This window comes from Gordonia oleivorans (genome assembly GCF_040044975.1).
Lineage (GTDB): Bacteria > Actinomycetota > Actinomycetes > Mycobacteriales > Mycobacteriaceae > Gordonia > Gordonia oleivorans.
Genome location: NZ_JBDZDI010000012.1, coordinates 132,348 through 146,542, shown reverse-complemented (window position 1 = coordinate 146,542; position 14,195 = coordinate 132,348). Strand labels below are relative to the sequence as shown.

Annotated in this window: 10 protein-coding genes and 2 rRNA genes; all 12 read left to right on the top strand. The window is 66.4% G+C overall.

Annotated features, from left to right (window positions below):
- Positions 1 to 1,501 (top strand): 23S ribosomal RNA (locus tag ABLE92_RS17155); the annotation flags it as partial.
- 107 nt (positions 1,502 to 1,608) lie between these two features.
- A 5S ribosomal RNA gene (rrf, locus tag ABLE92_RS17150) occupies positions 1,609 to 1,725 on the top strand.
- Between the two features lie 595 nt (positions 1,726 to 2,320).
- Positions 2,321 to 4,354: an HAD-IIA family hydrolase gene (locus ABLE92_RS17145; RefSeq protein ID WP_348805949.1), complete on the top strand. Its 2,034-nt coding sequence runs from the start codon at positions 2,321 to 2,323 to the stop codon at positions 4,352 to 4,354.
- Between the two features lie 3 nt (positions 4,355 to 4,357).
- The gene (locus ABLE92_RS17140; RefSeq protein WP_348805947.1) at positions 4,358 to 4,633 is read left to right on the top strand and encodes a hypothetical protein; all 276 of its coding nucleotides are present in this window, start codon (positions 4,358 to 4,360) and stop codon (positions 4,631 to 4,633) included.
- An 11-nt stretch (positions 4,634 to 4,644) separates the two neighbouring features.
- Positions 4,645 to 5,568, top strand: coding sequence for a TlyA family RNA methyltransferase (locus ABLE92_RS17135; RefSeq protein ID WP_348805946.1), 924 nt, complete (start codon positions 4,645 to 4,647; stop codon positions 5,566 to 5,568).
- 40 nt (positions 5,569 to 5,608) lie between these two features.
- Entirely contained in the window at positions 5,609 to 6,652 is a 1,044-nt protein-coding gene (locus tag ABLE92_RS17130) for an NAD kinase (RefSeq protein ID WP_348805945.1), read from the top strand.
- On the top strand, positions 6,653 to 8,398 hold the full coding sequence (gene recN, locus ABLE92_RS17125) for a DNA repair protein RecN (RefSeq protein ID WP_348805944.1): 1,746 nt from the start codon (positions 6,653 to 6,655) through the stop codon (positions 8,396 to 8,398).
- Positions 8,399 to 8,493: 95 nt separating this feature from the next.
- Positions 8,494 to 9,681, top strand: coding sequence for a putative cytokinetic ring protein SteA (gene steA, locus ABLE92_RS17120; protein ID WP_348805943.1), 1,188 nt, complete (start codon positions 8,494 to 8,496; stop codon positions 9,679 to 9,681).
- A gap of 3 nt (positions 9,682 to 9,684) precedes the next feature.
- Complete coding sequence (locus ABLE92_RS17115; protein WP_348805942.1) at positions 9,685 to 10,629, top strand: copper transporter; 945 nt, start codon at positions 9,685 to 9,687, stop codon at positions 10,627 to 10,629.
- Between the two features lie 157 nt (positions 10,630 to 10,786).
- Entirely contained in the window at positions 10,787 to 12,556 is a 1,770-nt protein-coding gene (pyrG, locus tag ABLE92_RS17110; RefSeq protein WP_348805941.1) for a CTP synthase, read from the top strand.
- Positions 12,553 to 13,200 carry an NUDIX domain-containing protein gene (locus tag ABLE92_RS17105; protein ID WP_348805940.1) on the top strand — a complete coding sequence of 216 codons (648 nt, stop codon included), beginning with the start codon at positions 12,553 to 12,555 and terminating at the stop codon, positions 13,198 to 13,200. Before pyrG ends, ABLE92_RS17105 begins: the two co-directional genes overlap by 4 nt.
- 28 nt (positions 13,201 to 13,228) lie before the next feature.
- Positions 13,229 to 14,158, top strand: coding sequence for a site-specific tyrosine recombinase XerD (gene xerD / locus ABLE92_RS17100; protein WP_348805939.1), 930 nt, complete (start codon positions 13,229 to 13,231; stop codon positions 14,156 to 14,158).
- Positions 14,159 to 14,195: the final 37 nt, after the last annotated feature.

The following is a 14,195-nucleotide window of genomic DNA, read 5'->3' as shown; positions in this document are numbered from 1 at the left end:
GTGGTAGTAGGCAAGCGATGGGGTGACGCAGGAAGGTAGTGGGGCCAGGCAGTGGTTGTCCTGGTGTAAGCCTGTAGGGCGAGTGATTGGTAAATCCGTCACTCATAATGTCTGAGAGGTGATGCGTAACCGTTGTGGTGAATTCCATGATCCTATGCTGCCGAGAAAAGCCTCTAGTGAGTTGGTACACGGCCCGTACCCCAAACCGACACAGGTGGTCAGGTAGAGAATACTAAGGCGATCGAGAGAACTGTGGTTAAGGAACTCGGCAAAATGCCCCCGTAACTTCGGGAGAAGGGGGACCCATCCTGGTGACGTACCTTGCGTATTGAGCTGGTGTGGGTCGCAGAGACCAGAGAGAAGCGACTGTTTACTAAAAACACAGGTCCGTGCGAAGTCGTAAGACGATGTATACGGACTGACGCCTGCCCGGTGCTGGAAGGTTAAGAGGACCGGTTAATCACTTTCGGGTGGTGAAGCTGAGAATTTAAGCCCCAGTAAACGGCGGTGGTAACTATAACCATCCTAAGGTAGCGAAATTCCTTGTCGGGTAAGTTCCGACCTGCACGAATGGCGTAACGACTTCTCTGCTGTCTCAACCACAGACTCGGCGAAATTGCAGTACGAGTAAAGATGCTCGTTACGCGCGGCAGGACGAAAAGACCCCGGGACCTTCACTATAGCTTGGTATTGGTGTTCGGTTCGGTTTGTGTAGGATAGGTGGGAGACTGTGAAGCGGCCACGCCAGTGGTTGTGGAGTCGTTGTTGAAATACCACTCTGATCGTATTGGACTTCTAACCTCGGACCCTGATCGGGTTCAGGGACAGTGCCTGGTGGGTAGTTTAACTGGGGCGGTTGCCTCCCAAAATGTAACGGAGGCGCCCAAAGGTTCCCTCAGCCTGGTTGGCAATCAGGTGGTGAGTGTAAGTGCACAAGGGAGCTTGACTGTGAGACGTACATGTCGAGCAGGGACGAAAGTCGGGACTAGTGATCCGGCACCAACGTGTGGAAGTGGTGTCGCTCAACGGATAAAAGGTACCCCGGGGATAACAGGCTGATCTTCCCCAAGAGTCCATATCGACGGGATGGTTTGGCACCTCGATGTCGGCTCGTCGCATCCTGGGGCTGGAGTAGGTCCCAAGGGTTGGGCTGTTCGCCCATTAAAGCGGCACGCGAGCTGGGTTTAGAACGTCGTGAGACAGTTCGGTCTCTATCCGCCGCGCGCGTTAGAAACTTGAGGAAACCTGTCCCTAGTACGAGAGGACCGGGACGGACGAACCTCTGGTGTGCCAGTTGTTCCGCCAGGAGCATTGCTGGTTGGCTACGTTCGGAAGGGATAACCGCTGAAAGCATCTAAGCGGGAAGCCTGTTCCAAGATGAGGTTTCTCACCACCTTGAGTGGTTAAGGCCCCCTACAGACCATGGGGTTGATAGGCCAGAACTGGAAGCCTGGTAACAGGTGTAGGTGACTGGTACTAATCGGCCGAGGACTTACAACAACATTTCTTTAACTCAAAAGATTGTTTCGCATCCACTATGTACTTCTGAAATAGCAGGCAACCCTGTGTCGGAGACGACAAAGAGGGGTCCCGTTAATTTCATAGTGTTTCGGCGGCTATAGCGGTGGGGAAACGCCCGGTCCCATTCCGAACCCGGAAGCTAAGCCCACCAGCGCCAATGGTACTGCACTCTGATCGGTGTGGGAGAGTAGGACACCGCCGAACTATCATTCCGGGATGCCCCGCAACACTCACGTGTTGCGGGGCATCACCGCATTCCGCACCCCCCTTTTTTCGGGGATGTTCACGCGCCGCCGTCACGCTCCCGCGGAACCTCCACGTTCACGCGCTCAGTGCACCGAGCGCGTGAGCATGCAGGCACCGCGTCGACGAACAGCATCCGCGCCACGGGTGAGCTTCACGCGGCAAGTCCACGTTCCCGCGGCGACCCCGTCTACGCGCGCTCATTGCACTGACCGCGTGAGCATGCAGGCACCGCGCCGGCAAGCAGACACCGCGTCGACGAACAGCACCCGCGCCAGCCTTCGCGCGGTATCTCCACGTTCGCGCGGCATCCCCCCACTCACGCTCTCAGTGCACCGAGCGCGTGAACACGCAGACACCGCGTCGACGAGCAGCGCCCGCGCCACGCTGAGTTCGCGCGGCACGTGCACGCTCGCGCGGCGCCCCCGTCCTCGCGCTCGCATTGCACCGAGGGCGCGAACACGCGGGCACCGCGTCGACGAACAGCACCCGCGCCGACGTCGACGATGCGGGGTCGGGTCGGCCGTGTGCGGGCCCAGGGCATAGATTGGCTTCCATGACTGACCGTGATCGCAATCGCGGCCGCCGCCCGCAACGTCAGGGTGGCTCCCCGCAACGCTCGGTGCCGTCGGATCGTCCGGCGGAGCCGGCGATTCCCGACGAGGTGAGCGCGTCGGATCTCGACTCCGAGACTCGGCGTGACCTGCTGACGCTCGACAAGTCGAATGCGGAAGCCGTTGCCCGTCACCTGGTGATGGTGGCAGACCTTCTCTACGAGGACCCGGCGCTTGCGCTCGAGCATGCGCGAGCGGCTCGTCGTCGTGCGACGCGGGTGGGTGTGGTGCGCGAAACCGCGGGCATCGCGGCGTACAACGCGGGCGAATGGCAGGAGGCGATCTCGGAGCTGCGGGCAGCTCGCCGGATCACCGGAAGCTCGTCGCTGCTGCCGCTGATCGCGGACGCGGAGCGAGGCCTGGGACGGCCGGAGCGTGCGATCGAGATCGCATGGAGTGACGAGGGACGCGCGCTGACCGGAGACGAGGCGACCGAATTGCGCATCGTCGAGGCCGGCGCCCGAACCGATATGGGTGAGCCCGACAAGGCGCTGGTCACCTTGCAGTTGGAGGACCTCAGCCCGGGCCGTACCGGCACGGCAGCGGCGCGCGTCTTCTATGCGTATGCGTCGGCGCTCGAGGCCGCCGGACGGATCGACGATGCGATGACGTGGTTCATGAACGCATCTGCCGCCGACATCGACGACGCGACCGACGCCGAGTTCCGACTGATGGAGTTGTCGGTGGGTGGCGAGCCTGCCGAGGTGTCACCGGACGAGACGGCGTTCGACGGGCCGGTGCTCGATGAACCGGTCCCTGACAGGCGTGACGAGTCGGCCCCTGACGAGTCCTCCGGTGATGGCGCGCCGTTGGCGGCAACCGAGGCAACCGAGGCCGTCGAGGCCGTCGAGGCCGACGATGAAGTGGCTGTACCCGCAGTCCCCGCGGTCGCAGTCCCCGAGGTCGCAGAGCCGGAGGTCGCAGAGCCGGAAGTCGAGACCCAGACCTCAGATCCGGTGCCAGTGTTGACCGATGTGTATGACGCACTGCTCCTCGACCTCGACGGCACCGTTTTCGCCGGGCACCGGCCGGTGGCCGGCGCCGTCGACACCCTCCGACAGGTCGATCGCACGACCATCTTCGTGACGAACAATGCGAGCCGTCGTCCCACGGAGGTCGCCGAGCACCTGGTGGGCATGGGATTCGACGCGACGCCCGATCAGGTGGTGACGAGTGCGCAATCGGCGGCTCGCCTGCTGTCCGAACACCTGGAACCCGGTTCTCGTGCCCTTGTTCTCGGCACGGACGGGTTGGCACAGGAGGTCCGCGAAGTCGGCATTGCGGTGACACGCAGCGCGGACGACCGGCCACTGGCCGTGATCCAGGGATACTCGCCGGACACGTCGTGGGCGACACTCTCGGAAGCGGCCCTTGCCATTCGGGCGGGTGCGCTGTGGATCGCGACCAATGTCGATGCGACGTTGCCGTCCGAGCGGGGGTTGCTCGTCGGGAACGGGTCCCTGGTCGCTGCGGTCGCCAATGCGACCGGGCAGGAACCGCTGGTGGCGGGCAAGCCCGCGGCACCGCTGATGGCCGACGCGATCACGCGCAGCGCGGCGGACAAGCCACTGGTGATCGGCGATCGCCTGGACACCGACATCCAGGGGGCGCATTCGGTCGGTCTGGACAGCCTGCTGGTGCTCACGGGTGTCAGCACCCCGGCCGATCTGCTCTCGGCGCCTCCCCAGCAACGACCGACCTACGTCGCCGCCGACCTGTCCGGAGTCCTCGGCGCGGTCGACACCCTGCGTATCTCCGCCAAGGACTCATGGAGCGTCGGCCGCGACGGCAACACGGTGTCGGTCTCATCGACCACCGACGTCCCGGATGCCGGCGCATTACTGCCGGCTCTCGCCGCGCAGGTGTGGGAGTGGGCCGACGCGGACGAGATCGACCTCACCGAACTGGTCGTCACCGGGACGTCGGATGCGGTGCGTACGGTGTTGGCAGAACTCGACTTCGACCACGAGGCGTAGATCATGACCGCACCGCACGATGGCCCGATCACCGGACCGCGGCCGGGACCGCACCTGATGCCCGGTGCCGCTCCGTCTCCCGGGCCCGGCCCCGACGTCGATCCAGCCCTCGCCGACGTCGTCACCGAGCAGGTCCACGATCTGCTCGGCCAGGTCGACGACATCCGAGAGCAGACCGGTGACGCCTTCGACCTCGTCGCACTGGCACGGCAGACGCAGCTCCTCGAACAGGCTCACGAGGTGTTGACGTCGGCGTTGTCCGAGGTCGATCACCGGTGAGGTGTGACTGAGTGGCGGCACGGGCGCGTCTGGACGCCGAGCTGGTTCGTCGGGGTTTGGCCCGCTCTCGTGAGCAGGCCCGTGACCTCGTAGAGCAGCGGGTGATCAAGGTCAACGGCACGATCGCGACGAAACCGTCGACGAATGTCGGCAAGGACACCCCGATCGTCGTGGTGGATGACGCCGCTCGGGACGATTGGGCCTCGCGAGGGGCGCACAAACTGCTCGGTGCACTCGAGGCGTTCGAACCGCAGGGACTGTCGGTGACGGGTCGACGGTGCCTGGATGCCGGTGCGTCGACCGGCGGCTTCACCGACGTCCTGCTGCGTCGGGGTGCCCGCGAGGTCGTCGCCGTCGACGTCGGCTACGGACAACTGATCTGGCGTCTGCAGAACGACGACCGGGTGGACATCCACGATCGGACCAACGTTCGTCACCTGTGCGCGGCGGACATCGGCGGTCCCGTCGACGTCGTCGTCGCCGACCTGTCGTTCATCTCCTTGTCGTTGGTGTTGCCGGCATTCGTGGCCTGCACCGCACCTGACGCCGATCTCGTGCCGATGGTCAAACCACAATTCGAAGTGGGCAAGGATCGCGTGGGATCCGGTGGGGTGGTGCGTGATCCGGAACTACGCGTCGCGGCCGTCGCCAAGGTCGTCGCCGAGGCACATCGACTCGGACTGACGCTGCGCGCGGTGACCGCGAGTCCGCTTCCGGGGCCGTCGGGCAACGTCGAGTACTTCCTCTGGTTGCGGCGACGGTCGGAGGCGGAGTCGGGAAGCGACGTGTCAGACGGTCGGGATAGGGTCGGTAACCGTGTCGAATCGAACGCGGGTGAGGACACGGCGACCGCCGGCGACGTCGACGGTGAGGCCGCGGTCGATGACGACCTCGTGCAGATGATTCGCCGGGCCGTCGAGGAGGGTCCGCGCTGACCGGCAACGCCCATCGGCGCGGCCCACTGTGACACACCCCATGCGTGAGACGAAGGGATACCAGGTGGTCAACGCTTCGGACGCCGACCGGGAATTCCTGGTCGTCGCCCATACCGGCCGCGACGTCGTGACCGACACCATGATGTCGATCGCGCGGCACTGTGCCGCGGCCGGAGTGGCGCTGCGTGTGGTGGACCACGACACCAGGGTCGATCCGGATCCGGCGAGCGAGGCGCGGGCCTATCCCCAGTCGGTGGCCGATGCTCATTCGGTGCCCCGTCCCGAGCGCAATCCACTCGATCCCGACCGGCTGCGTGAGACCGGCGCCCGGGTCGAGGTGACCGTCGGTGACCTCGAATCGGCGCAGGGCTGTGAGATCGTGATCGTTCTGGGCGGCGACGGGACATTTCTTCGCGCCGCCGAATTGGCTCATCCAGCAGGTGTTCCGGTGCTCGGAATCAACCTCGGCCACATCGGATTCCTGGCGGAGGCCGAAGCCAACCGGGTTGATGCGGTCATGCAGCAACTCGTGTCCGGCGACTACCGGGTGGAACCCCGCATGACCCTCGACATCACCGTGATCGATCCCGCGTGTCCCGACGAACCACCGCAGAAGAGTTGGGCGCTCAACGAGGTCGCAATCCTCAACAACACCAGCACCGGGGTTCTCGAACTCGTCACCGAGGTCGACGGACGGCCGGTGTCGGCGTTCGGTGCCGACGGGGTCCTGGTGTCCACACCCACCGGTTCGACGGCATACGCCTTCTCGGCCGGGGGACCGGTCATGTGGCCGGATCTCGAGGCGATCCTGGTGGTGCCGAGCAACGCACACGCCCTGTTCGCCCGCCCGATGGTGACCAGCCCACGGTCACGGATCGCCGTCGAGGTGGACAAGAACGGGCGGTCGGCGGTGGCGCTGTGCGACGGTCGGCGTCGTCTGCCGGTTCCGGCCGGTGCCCGCGTCGAGGTGGTGCGCAGCGAGCGATCGGTGCCGTGGGTGCGGATCGACTCCGATCCGTTCGCCGACCGGCTGGTACGCAAGTTCGACCTGCCGGTCACCGGCTGGCGGGGAAGGCAGATCTAGATGCTCGAGGAACTGTCCATCGCCGGCCTCGGCGTGATCGACGAGGCCGCGGCGCAACTGTCACCCGGATTCACCGCACTCACCGGTGAGACCGGAGCGGGCAAGACCATGATCGTCACCAGCCTCCGGTTGCTGTCCGGGGCGCGCGCCGACGCCGGCCGCGTCCGATCCGGAAGCGAGCGGGCCACCGTCGAAGGACGATTCCGGGTCACCGGTACCGACGGTGAACCCTCGACGGAGATCGCCGAACTCCTCGAGTCCTCGGGCGCCGAACTCGACGACGACGGGACCGTCATCGCGATCCGCACGGTCAACGCCGACGGCCGATCCCGCGCCCATCTCGGTGGCCGCTCGGTGCCGGTCGGTGTTCTCGGGAAGCTGGTGAACTCCGTGCTGACCGTGCACGGGCAGAACGATCAGCTCCGACTGCTGCGCCCGGACCGGCAGCGCGCCGCGCTGGACACCTTCGCCGGGGCCAAGGCCCACAAGGCGCTGGCCGCCTACCGCAGCGCACGCACCGAGTGGATCGACATCCTCGACGAACTCGACGAACTGCGCGCCAATTCCCGCGACCTCGCCCAGGAAGCGGATCGTCTGCGCTTCGGCATCGACGAGATCGGTGCTGTCGACCCGCAACCCGGCGAGGACACCGATCTCGCCGAGACGATCCGTCGGCTCACCGACCTCGAGTCGATCCGGTCGGCCGCATCCGGATCCCACGAGATCATCTCCGGGGAGTCCGGATCGGTGATCGAGGGTCTCGGGCAGGCGCGGTCGATGCTCGAGTCGGCCGCCGACGACGAACTGCGACGCCTGGCCGGGCGAGTTGCCGAGGCCCTCACCGTGGTCACCGACATCGGCGAGGAACTCACCGACTTTCTCTCCGCGCTGCCCACCGACGCCGACGCCCTCGACAAGCTGCTCACCCGGCAGAGTGAACTGAAGGCGCTGGTCCGCAAGTACGCGCCGGACATCGACGGTGTGATCGAGTGGCATCGGCAGGCGCAGAAACGACTCGAACAGATCGACGACCCGCAGGGCAGCATCGACGATCTCGAACAACGCGCGGCCCAGGCGCGCACCGTGGTCGCCGACGCCGCGGGCAAACTGCACACCATCCGCGTCAAGGCGGCCTCGACGATGGCGACCAAGGTGTCGAAGGAACTGGCCGGTCTCGCGATGGGAGATTCGGTGCTCTCGGTCGGCGTCGTCCCCGAACCCGCCGAGGCCGACGGTCGTCTGGCCATCGACGTCGACGGCAGTGTCGCGCAGGCCGGTGCCGACGGTGCCGACCGTGTCGAGTTCGCGCTCGTACCGCACAAGGGTGCGCAGCCACTACCGATCGCCACCTCGGCGTCGGGCGGCGAACTGTCGCGAGTGATGCTGGCTCTCGAGGTGGTGCTGGCCGAACCGACCTCGGGATCGGTCATGGTTTTCGACGAGGTCGACGCCGGCGTGGGTGGTCGTGCCGCGGTGGAGATCGGCCGTCGACTGGCTCGGCTCGCGAAGGCGCATCAGGTCATCGTCGTCACCCATCTTCCGCAGGTCGCCGCGTTCGCCGACAACCACCTCGTGATCGGCAAGAAATCGACAAAGGGGGCCGTCACGAGCACGGTGCGTGTGCTCGACCGCACCGACCGGGTTGCCGAGCTCGCCAGAATGCTTGCGGGACTGGGGGAATCCGACACCGGAAAGGCACATGCGGAGGAACTTCTGTCTACCGCTGAGGCGGAAAGAGACTCTTGAGGTCAACGGTCCTGTTGATTCTCATGTGACAAAAGTTGTAGAAGTTACGGCGCGCCTCCCATCGAAGGCGGATGTCGCGGTCAATCATGGCGTGCATGAAGATGCCTGCACTGCTCGCGCGGACCACACAAGAACTGCCTGGCGTGATCGGTATCGCCAGAATCGACAAGAACACCAAGAAACTCATCGAACGGGTCGGGCCCGGGGACATCGCGATCCTCGACGAGGTCGACCTCGATCGCGTCACCGCCGACGCGCTCGTGCAGGCCAATGTCGTCGCCGTCGTCAATGCGTCGCCGTCGATCTCCGGTCGTTATCCCAATCTCGGCCCCGAGGTGCTCGTCGCGTCCGGGATCGTCCTGCTCGACGACGTGGGGCCCGAGGTGTTCAAGAAGGTCAAGGACGGCGCCAAACTGCGGGTGCACGACGATCGTCTGCTGGTCGGCGAGCGGCGCCTCGCCCGCGGCACCACGTTGGAGGAGCCCGACGTCGCCGATATGATGATCGACGCCAAGACCGGTCTCGTCGATCATCTGGAAGCCTTCTCCGGCAACACCATCGAGTTCATCCGCAGCGAGTCGCCGTTGCTGATCGACGGAGTCGGCGTTCCCGATGTGGATGTGTCCTTCGCCGGCAAGCATGTCGTGATCGTCGCCGACGGACCCGATCGGGGCACCGAACTGCGAGCGCTCAAACCGTTCATCAAGGAGTACTCGCCGATCCTGGTCGGTGTGGGCGCCGGCGCCGACACCCTCGTCAAGGCCGGATACAAGCCCGCCGTCGTGGTGGGTGACCCCGAGGACATGAAGGTCGCCACGCTCAAGAGCGGTGCCCAGGTGGTGCTGCCGGCCGACACCGACGGACATGCACCCGGCCTCGAACGGATCCAGGATCTCGGTATCGGCGCGACCACCTTCCCGGCGGCGGGGTCGGCCGCCGATCTGGCCCTGCTGCTGTCGGACTTCCACGGCGCCGATCTCATCGTGACCGCAGGCTACGGCGGTTCCCTCGACGACTTCTTCGACCGTTCGCGTCGCGAGAGCACGCCGTCGACCTTCCTCACCCGGCTGAAGGTCGGTCCGAAGCTGGTGGACGCCAAGGCCGTTGCCACTCTCTATCGCAGCCGCGTCTCCGGCGCGGCGATCGCCTGCGTCATCCTGGCCGCGCTCATCGCCGTCATCGCAGCGGTCATGCTGTCCAATGCCGGCCCGGAGGTCATCGATTGGGTTGTGGCCCAGTGGAATCACCTGGTGGAGTGGGCACGGGGAGTCTGGAACCGGTAGCCGATGATCTCGATGCGTCAGCACGCCATCTCCTTGGTGGCGGTGTTCATGGCCCTGGCACTGGGACTGTTCCTCGGCTCGGGCTTCGTCGGTGATCGCGTGAACTCTCTGACCGGGACCAGTCGCGACCGCATCGGCGATCTCGAACAGCAACGCGACTCGCTCAACGACCAGGTCAACTCCGCCAACAGCTTTGACGCGGCGATCGCCGCCCGGCTCATCGCCGGTCAATTGCGCGGACAGGATGTCCTGGTGGTGACCACGCCGAACGCGGCGGACTCCGACGTGACAGCGGTGAAGGAGTGCATCGCCACCGCCGGCGGCACCTTCGCCGGGCAGATCGGTATGACCGACACCCTCATCCGTGATGAGAAGGCCGAGCAGGTCCGCACCATCGTCGACCAGACGATCCCGGCCGGGACGACCCTGCGTGCCGAACTCACCGATACCGGCGGACGGGTGGGTGATCTGCTCGGCAGTCTCGTCACCCACCGCTCGGGTCAGCAGGCGGCGTCGGCGTCGGATCGGCAGACCGGTCTGCAGACGCTGCGCGACGGTGGATTCATCACCTTTGCCGACAACGCCATCCGGCCGGCCGATCTCGTGGTGTTCGTCACCGGCGACGCGCTCCCGGAGAACTCCGGCGCGCAGGGCCAACTCACCGCCCGCCTGGCCGCCGCGATGAGTGCCCGGGCTCAGGGTGGCACGCTCGTCGGCCGTACCGGGTCGGCCACCGGGGTGTCACCCATCGCGGTGGTGCGCTCGGATCCGGCGCTGCGCAACGCCGTCTCCACCGTCGACAACGTGGACCAACAGACCGGTCTGATCACCACGATCCTGGTGCTCGACGAGGAAAGTCAGGGGCACACCGGCTCCTATGGCACCGGTCCGGGTGCCACCGCGATCACCGTGGGCGCCCAGCCCGTCGACGCCCCGCCCGGAACCTGATCGCCCCATCCTCAGCGCATGGCGCCTCGGTCGCGACACACCGATCGTGGTGGGCGCGTCGGTGTGGTGGCGGGCGGATGCGTTCGGTGGTGTTACCCTGGAGTCCCGTAGGTGAGCAGGCTTTCATGACCTGATCCGGCCGACGGGAGAACCACTGTTGCGACCACTGCGCCATGTGCATTCGGGCACCAAACACATTTTTGTCACCGGCGGCGTCGCGTCGTCGCTTGGGAAGGGCCTGACCGCATCGAGTCTGGGTCAGTTGCTGACCGCTCGCGGTCTCCGGGTCACGATGCAGAAACTCGACCCCTACCTGAACGTCGATCCGGGGACGATGAACCCGTTCCAGCACGGTGAGGTGTTCGTCACCGAGGACGGCGCGGAAACCGATCTCGACGTCGGTCACTACGAGCGGTTCCTGGACCGCAACCTCTCCCAGTCGGCGAATGTGACCACCGGGCAGGTGTATTCGACCGTCATCGCCAAGGAACGGCGAGGCGAGTACCTCGGCGAGACGGTTCAGGTCATCCCGCACATCACCGACGAACTCAAGGCGCGGGTCCTCGCGATGCGTGAGCCCGGCGACGACGGTGAGGCGCCCGACGTGGTGATCACCGAGATCGGCGGCACCGTCGGCGACATCGAATCACTGCCGTTCATCGAGGCCGCCCGGCAGATCCGGCACGACGTCGGACGCGACAACGTGTTCTTCCTGCACGTGTCGCTGGTGCCCTATCTCGCACCGTCGGGCGAACTGAAGACCAAGCCCACCCAGCATTCGGTGGCCGCGCTGCGCAACGTCGGTATCCAGCCCGACGCACTCATCCTGCGCTGCGACCGTGACGTGCCCGAGGCGCTGAAGAAGAAGATCGCGCTGATGTGCGACGTGGACATCGAAGGTGTGATCTCGACCCCCGACGCACCGTCGATCTACGACATCCCCAAGGTGCTGCACAGTGAGCAGCTCGACGCGTACGTCGTGCGCAAACTGGGTCTGCCGTTCCGCGACGTCGACTGGACCGTGTGGGGCGAACTGCTCAACCGGGTCCACGATCCGCGTGAGACGGTGCGAATTGCCTTGGTGGGCAAGTACGTCGACCTCCCGGACGCCTACCTGTCGGTCACCGAGGCGATCCGTGCGGGGGGCTTCGCGTGGCGCGCCCGCACCGAGATCAAGTGGGTCCCCTCCGACGAATGCGCCACCCTCGCCGGTGCGCAGGCCGCCCTCGGCGACGTCGACGGCATCCTCATCCCCGGTGGCTTCGGCATCCGCGGCATCGAGGGCAAGGTCGGGGCGATCGCCTATGCGCGCCGTCGCGGCATCCCGCTGCTAGGGCTGTGCCTGGGACTGCAGTGCATCGTCATCGAGGCGGCCCGCTCGGTCGGTCTAGAGGGGGCGAGTTCGGATGAATTCGATCCCGACACCCCGCATCCGGTGATCTCGACGATGGCCGATCAGCACGAGGTGGTCTCGGGTGAGGCCGACCTCGGCGGCACCATGCGTCTGGGCGCCTACCCGGCGGTGCTGCTGCCGGGGACGCAGGTCGCCGAGGCCTACGGGGCCACCGAGGTGTCCGAACGTCACCGTCATCGCTACGAGGTCAACAACTCCTACCGCGACAAGATCGCCGAATCCGGGCTGGTGTTCTCCGGGACGTCGCCGGACGGGCATCTCGTCGAGTTCGTTGAGTATCCGCGTGAGGTGCACCCGTTCCTGGTGGCCACGCAGGCGCATCCCGAACTCAAGAGTCGACCCACCCGCCCGCACCCGCTGTTCCGGTCGTTCATCGACGCGGCCCTGAAATACAAAGCAGCCGAACGGCTTCCGGTGGAGCTCGGCGAGTACGGGTCACCGGCGCACACGGCCGATGCCGATTCCGCGGGTGTGGCGGCCGCCACCGGCGCCCACGGAGGCGACGGCGCTTGACCGAGGACAGCACCGTCGACGCGGGAACACACGAGTTCACCGTCCGCGACAGCCGCACCGTCTACGACGGCGCGATCCTGACCTTGCGGGTCGACGACGTGGTCATGCCCGGTGGCCGGGTCGCCGAGCGGGAGATCGTCGAACACTACGGTGCGGTGGCCGTCGTCGCCCGTGATGACTCCGGTCGTATCGCGATGGTCCGTCAGTATCGGCATCCGATCGGTCACCGGCTTCTCGAACTGCCGGCGGGATTGCTCGATCAGGGGGCTCAGGAGTCCCCGCTGGTCGCCGCGCAACGCGAGCTGGCCGAGGAGACCGACCTGGCCGCCGACCGCTGGCGAGTGCTGGTCGACCTGGACCTGTCACCGGGTTTCACCGACGAGGCGCTGCGTCTGTACCTCGCCGAGGGACTCACCGTCCTCGAGGCCGCCGACCGCGCCGACGAGGAGGCCGACATGTCGGTGGAGTGGGTGCCCATCGACGACGCCGTGCGCGGTGTGTTCGCGGGAGAGATCGTCAACGCGACGAGCGTGGCGGGCATCCTGGCGGTCGCCGCCGCCGACCGCGGGGACATCGCACTGCGGGACACCGGCGCGCCGTGGCGGGACGAACCGACCGCGCTGCGCAGCCGGCGGAGCCGATAGGACGACGGGCATCGAGGGGAGTGGGCGAGTGACCGGTGGGGTCGGGATCGACGACACCGTGGCGCGTTACCTCGATCATCTGACCGTCGAACGTGGCGTCGCGGCCAACACCCTGGCCTCCTATGGTCGCGACCTCGGTCGCTACCGGCGCTACCTGAGTGACCGCGGCATCGCCGATCTGGGCGAGGTGCGCGAGCAGGACGTCCGGGAGTTCCTGGTCGCACTGCGGCGCGGTGACGCACAGACGCACGATCAGCCGCTGGCGGAAAGCTCGGTGGCGCGAACCCTGGTGGCCACCAGGGGATTTCACAAGTTCGCCGCGGCCGAGGGGCTGGTGGGCGAGGACGTCGCCCACGGGGTACGACCACCGAGCCCGGCCCGCCGACTGCCCAAGGCGTTGTCGGTGACCGACGTGGTGGCAATCCTCGACGCCGCGGGTGCCGCCGATCACCCGCGAGCGCTGCGTGATCGCGCGTTGCTGGAACTGCTCTACAGTTGCGGCGCGCGCATCTCCGAGGCGACCGCGCTGGACGTCGACGACATCGACACCGACACCCGTGCGGTGCGTCTGAGCGGCAAGGGCGGTAAGGAACGGGTGGTACCGGTCGGCGGTCCGGCGATCGACGCGCTCGATGCCTACCTGGTCCGCGGACGTCCCGCGCTGGTCAGTCGATCCCAGCCCGCGCTGTTCCTCAACGCGCGCGGCGGCCGGCTCACCCGGCAGGGCGCGTGGCAGGTTCTTGCGGCCGCCGCCGAGCGCGCCGGGCTCGACATCGCGGTCTCGCCGCACACCCTGCGGCACAGCTTCGCCACCCATCTGCTCGACGGGGGCGCCGACGTCCGGGTGGTGCAGGAGCTCCTCGGCCACGCGTCGGTGACCACCACACAGGTGTACACGCTGGTGACGGTCAACACGATGCGCGAGGTGTACGCCACCGCGCACCCGCGGGCGCGGTGAGCTCGGCCGAGTGCGGTGTGGAGATATCGACCCCGAT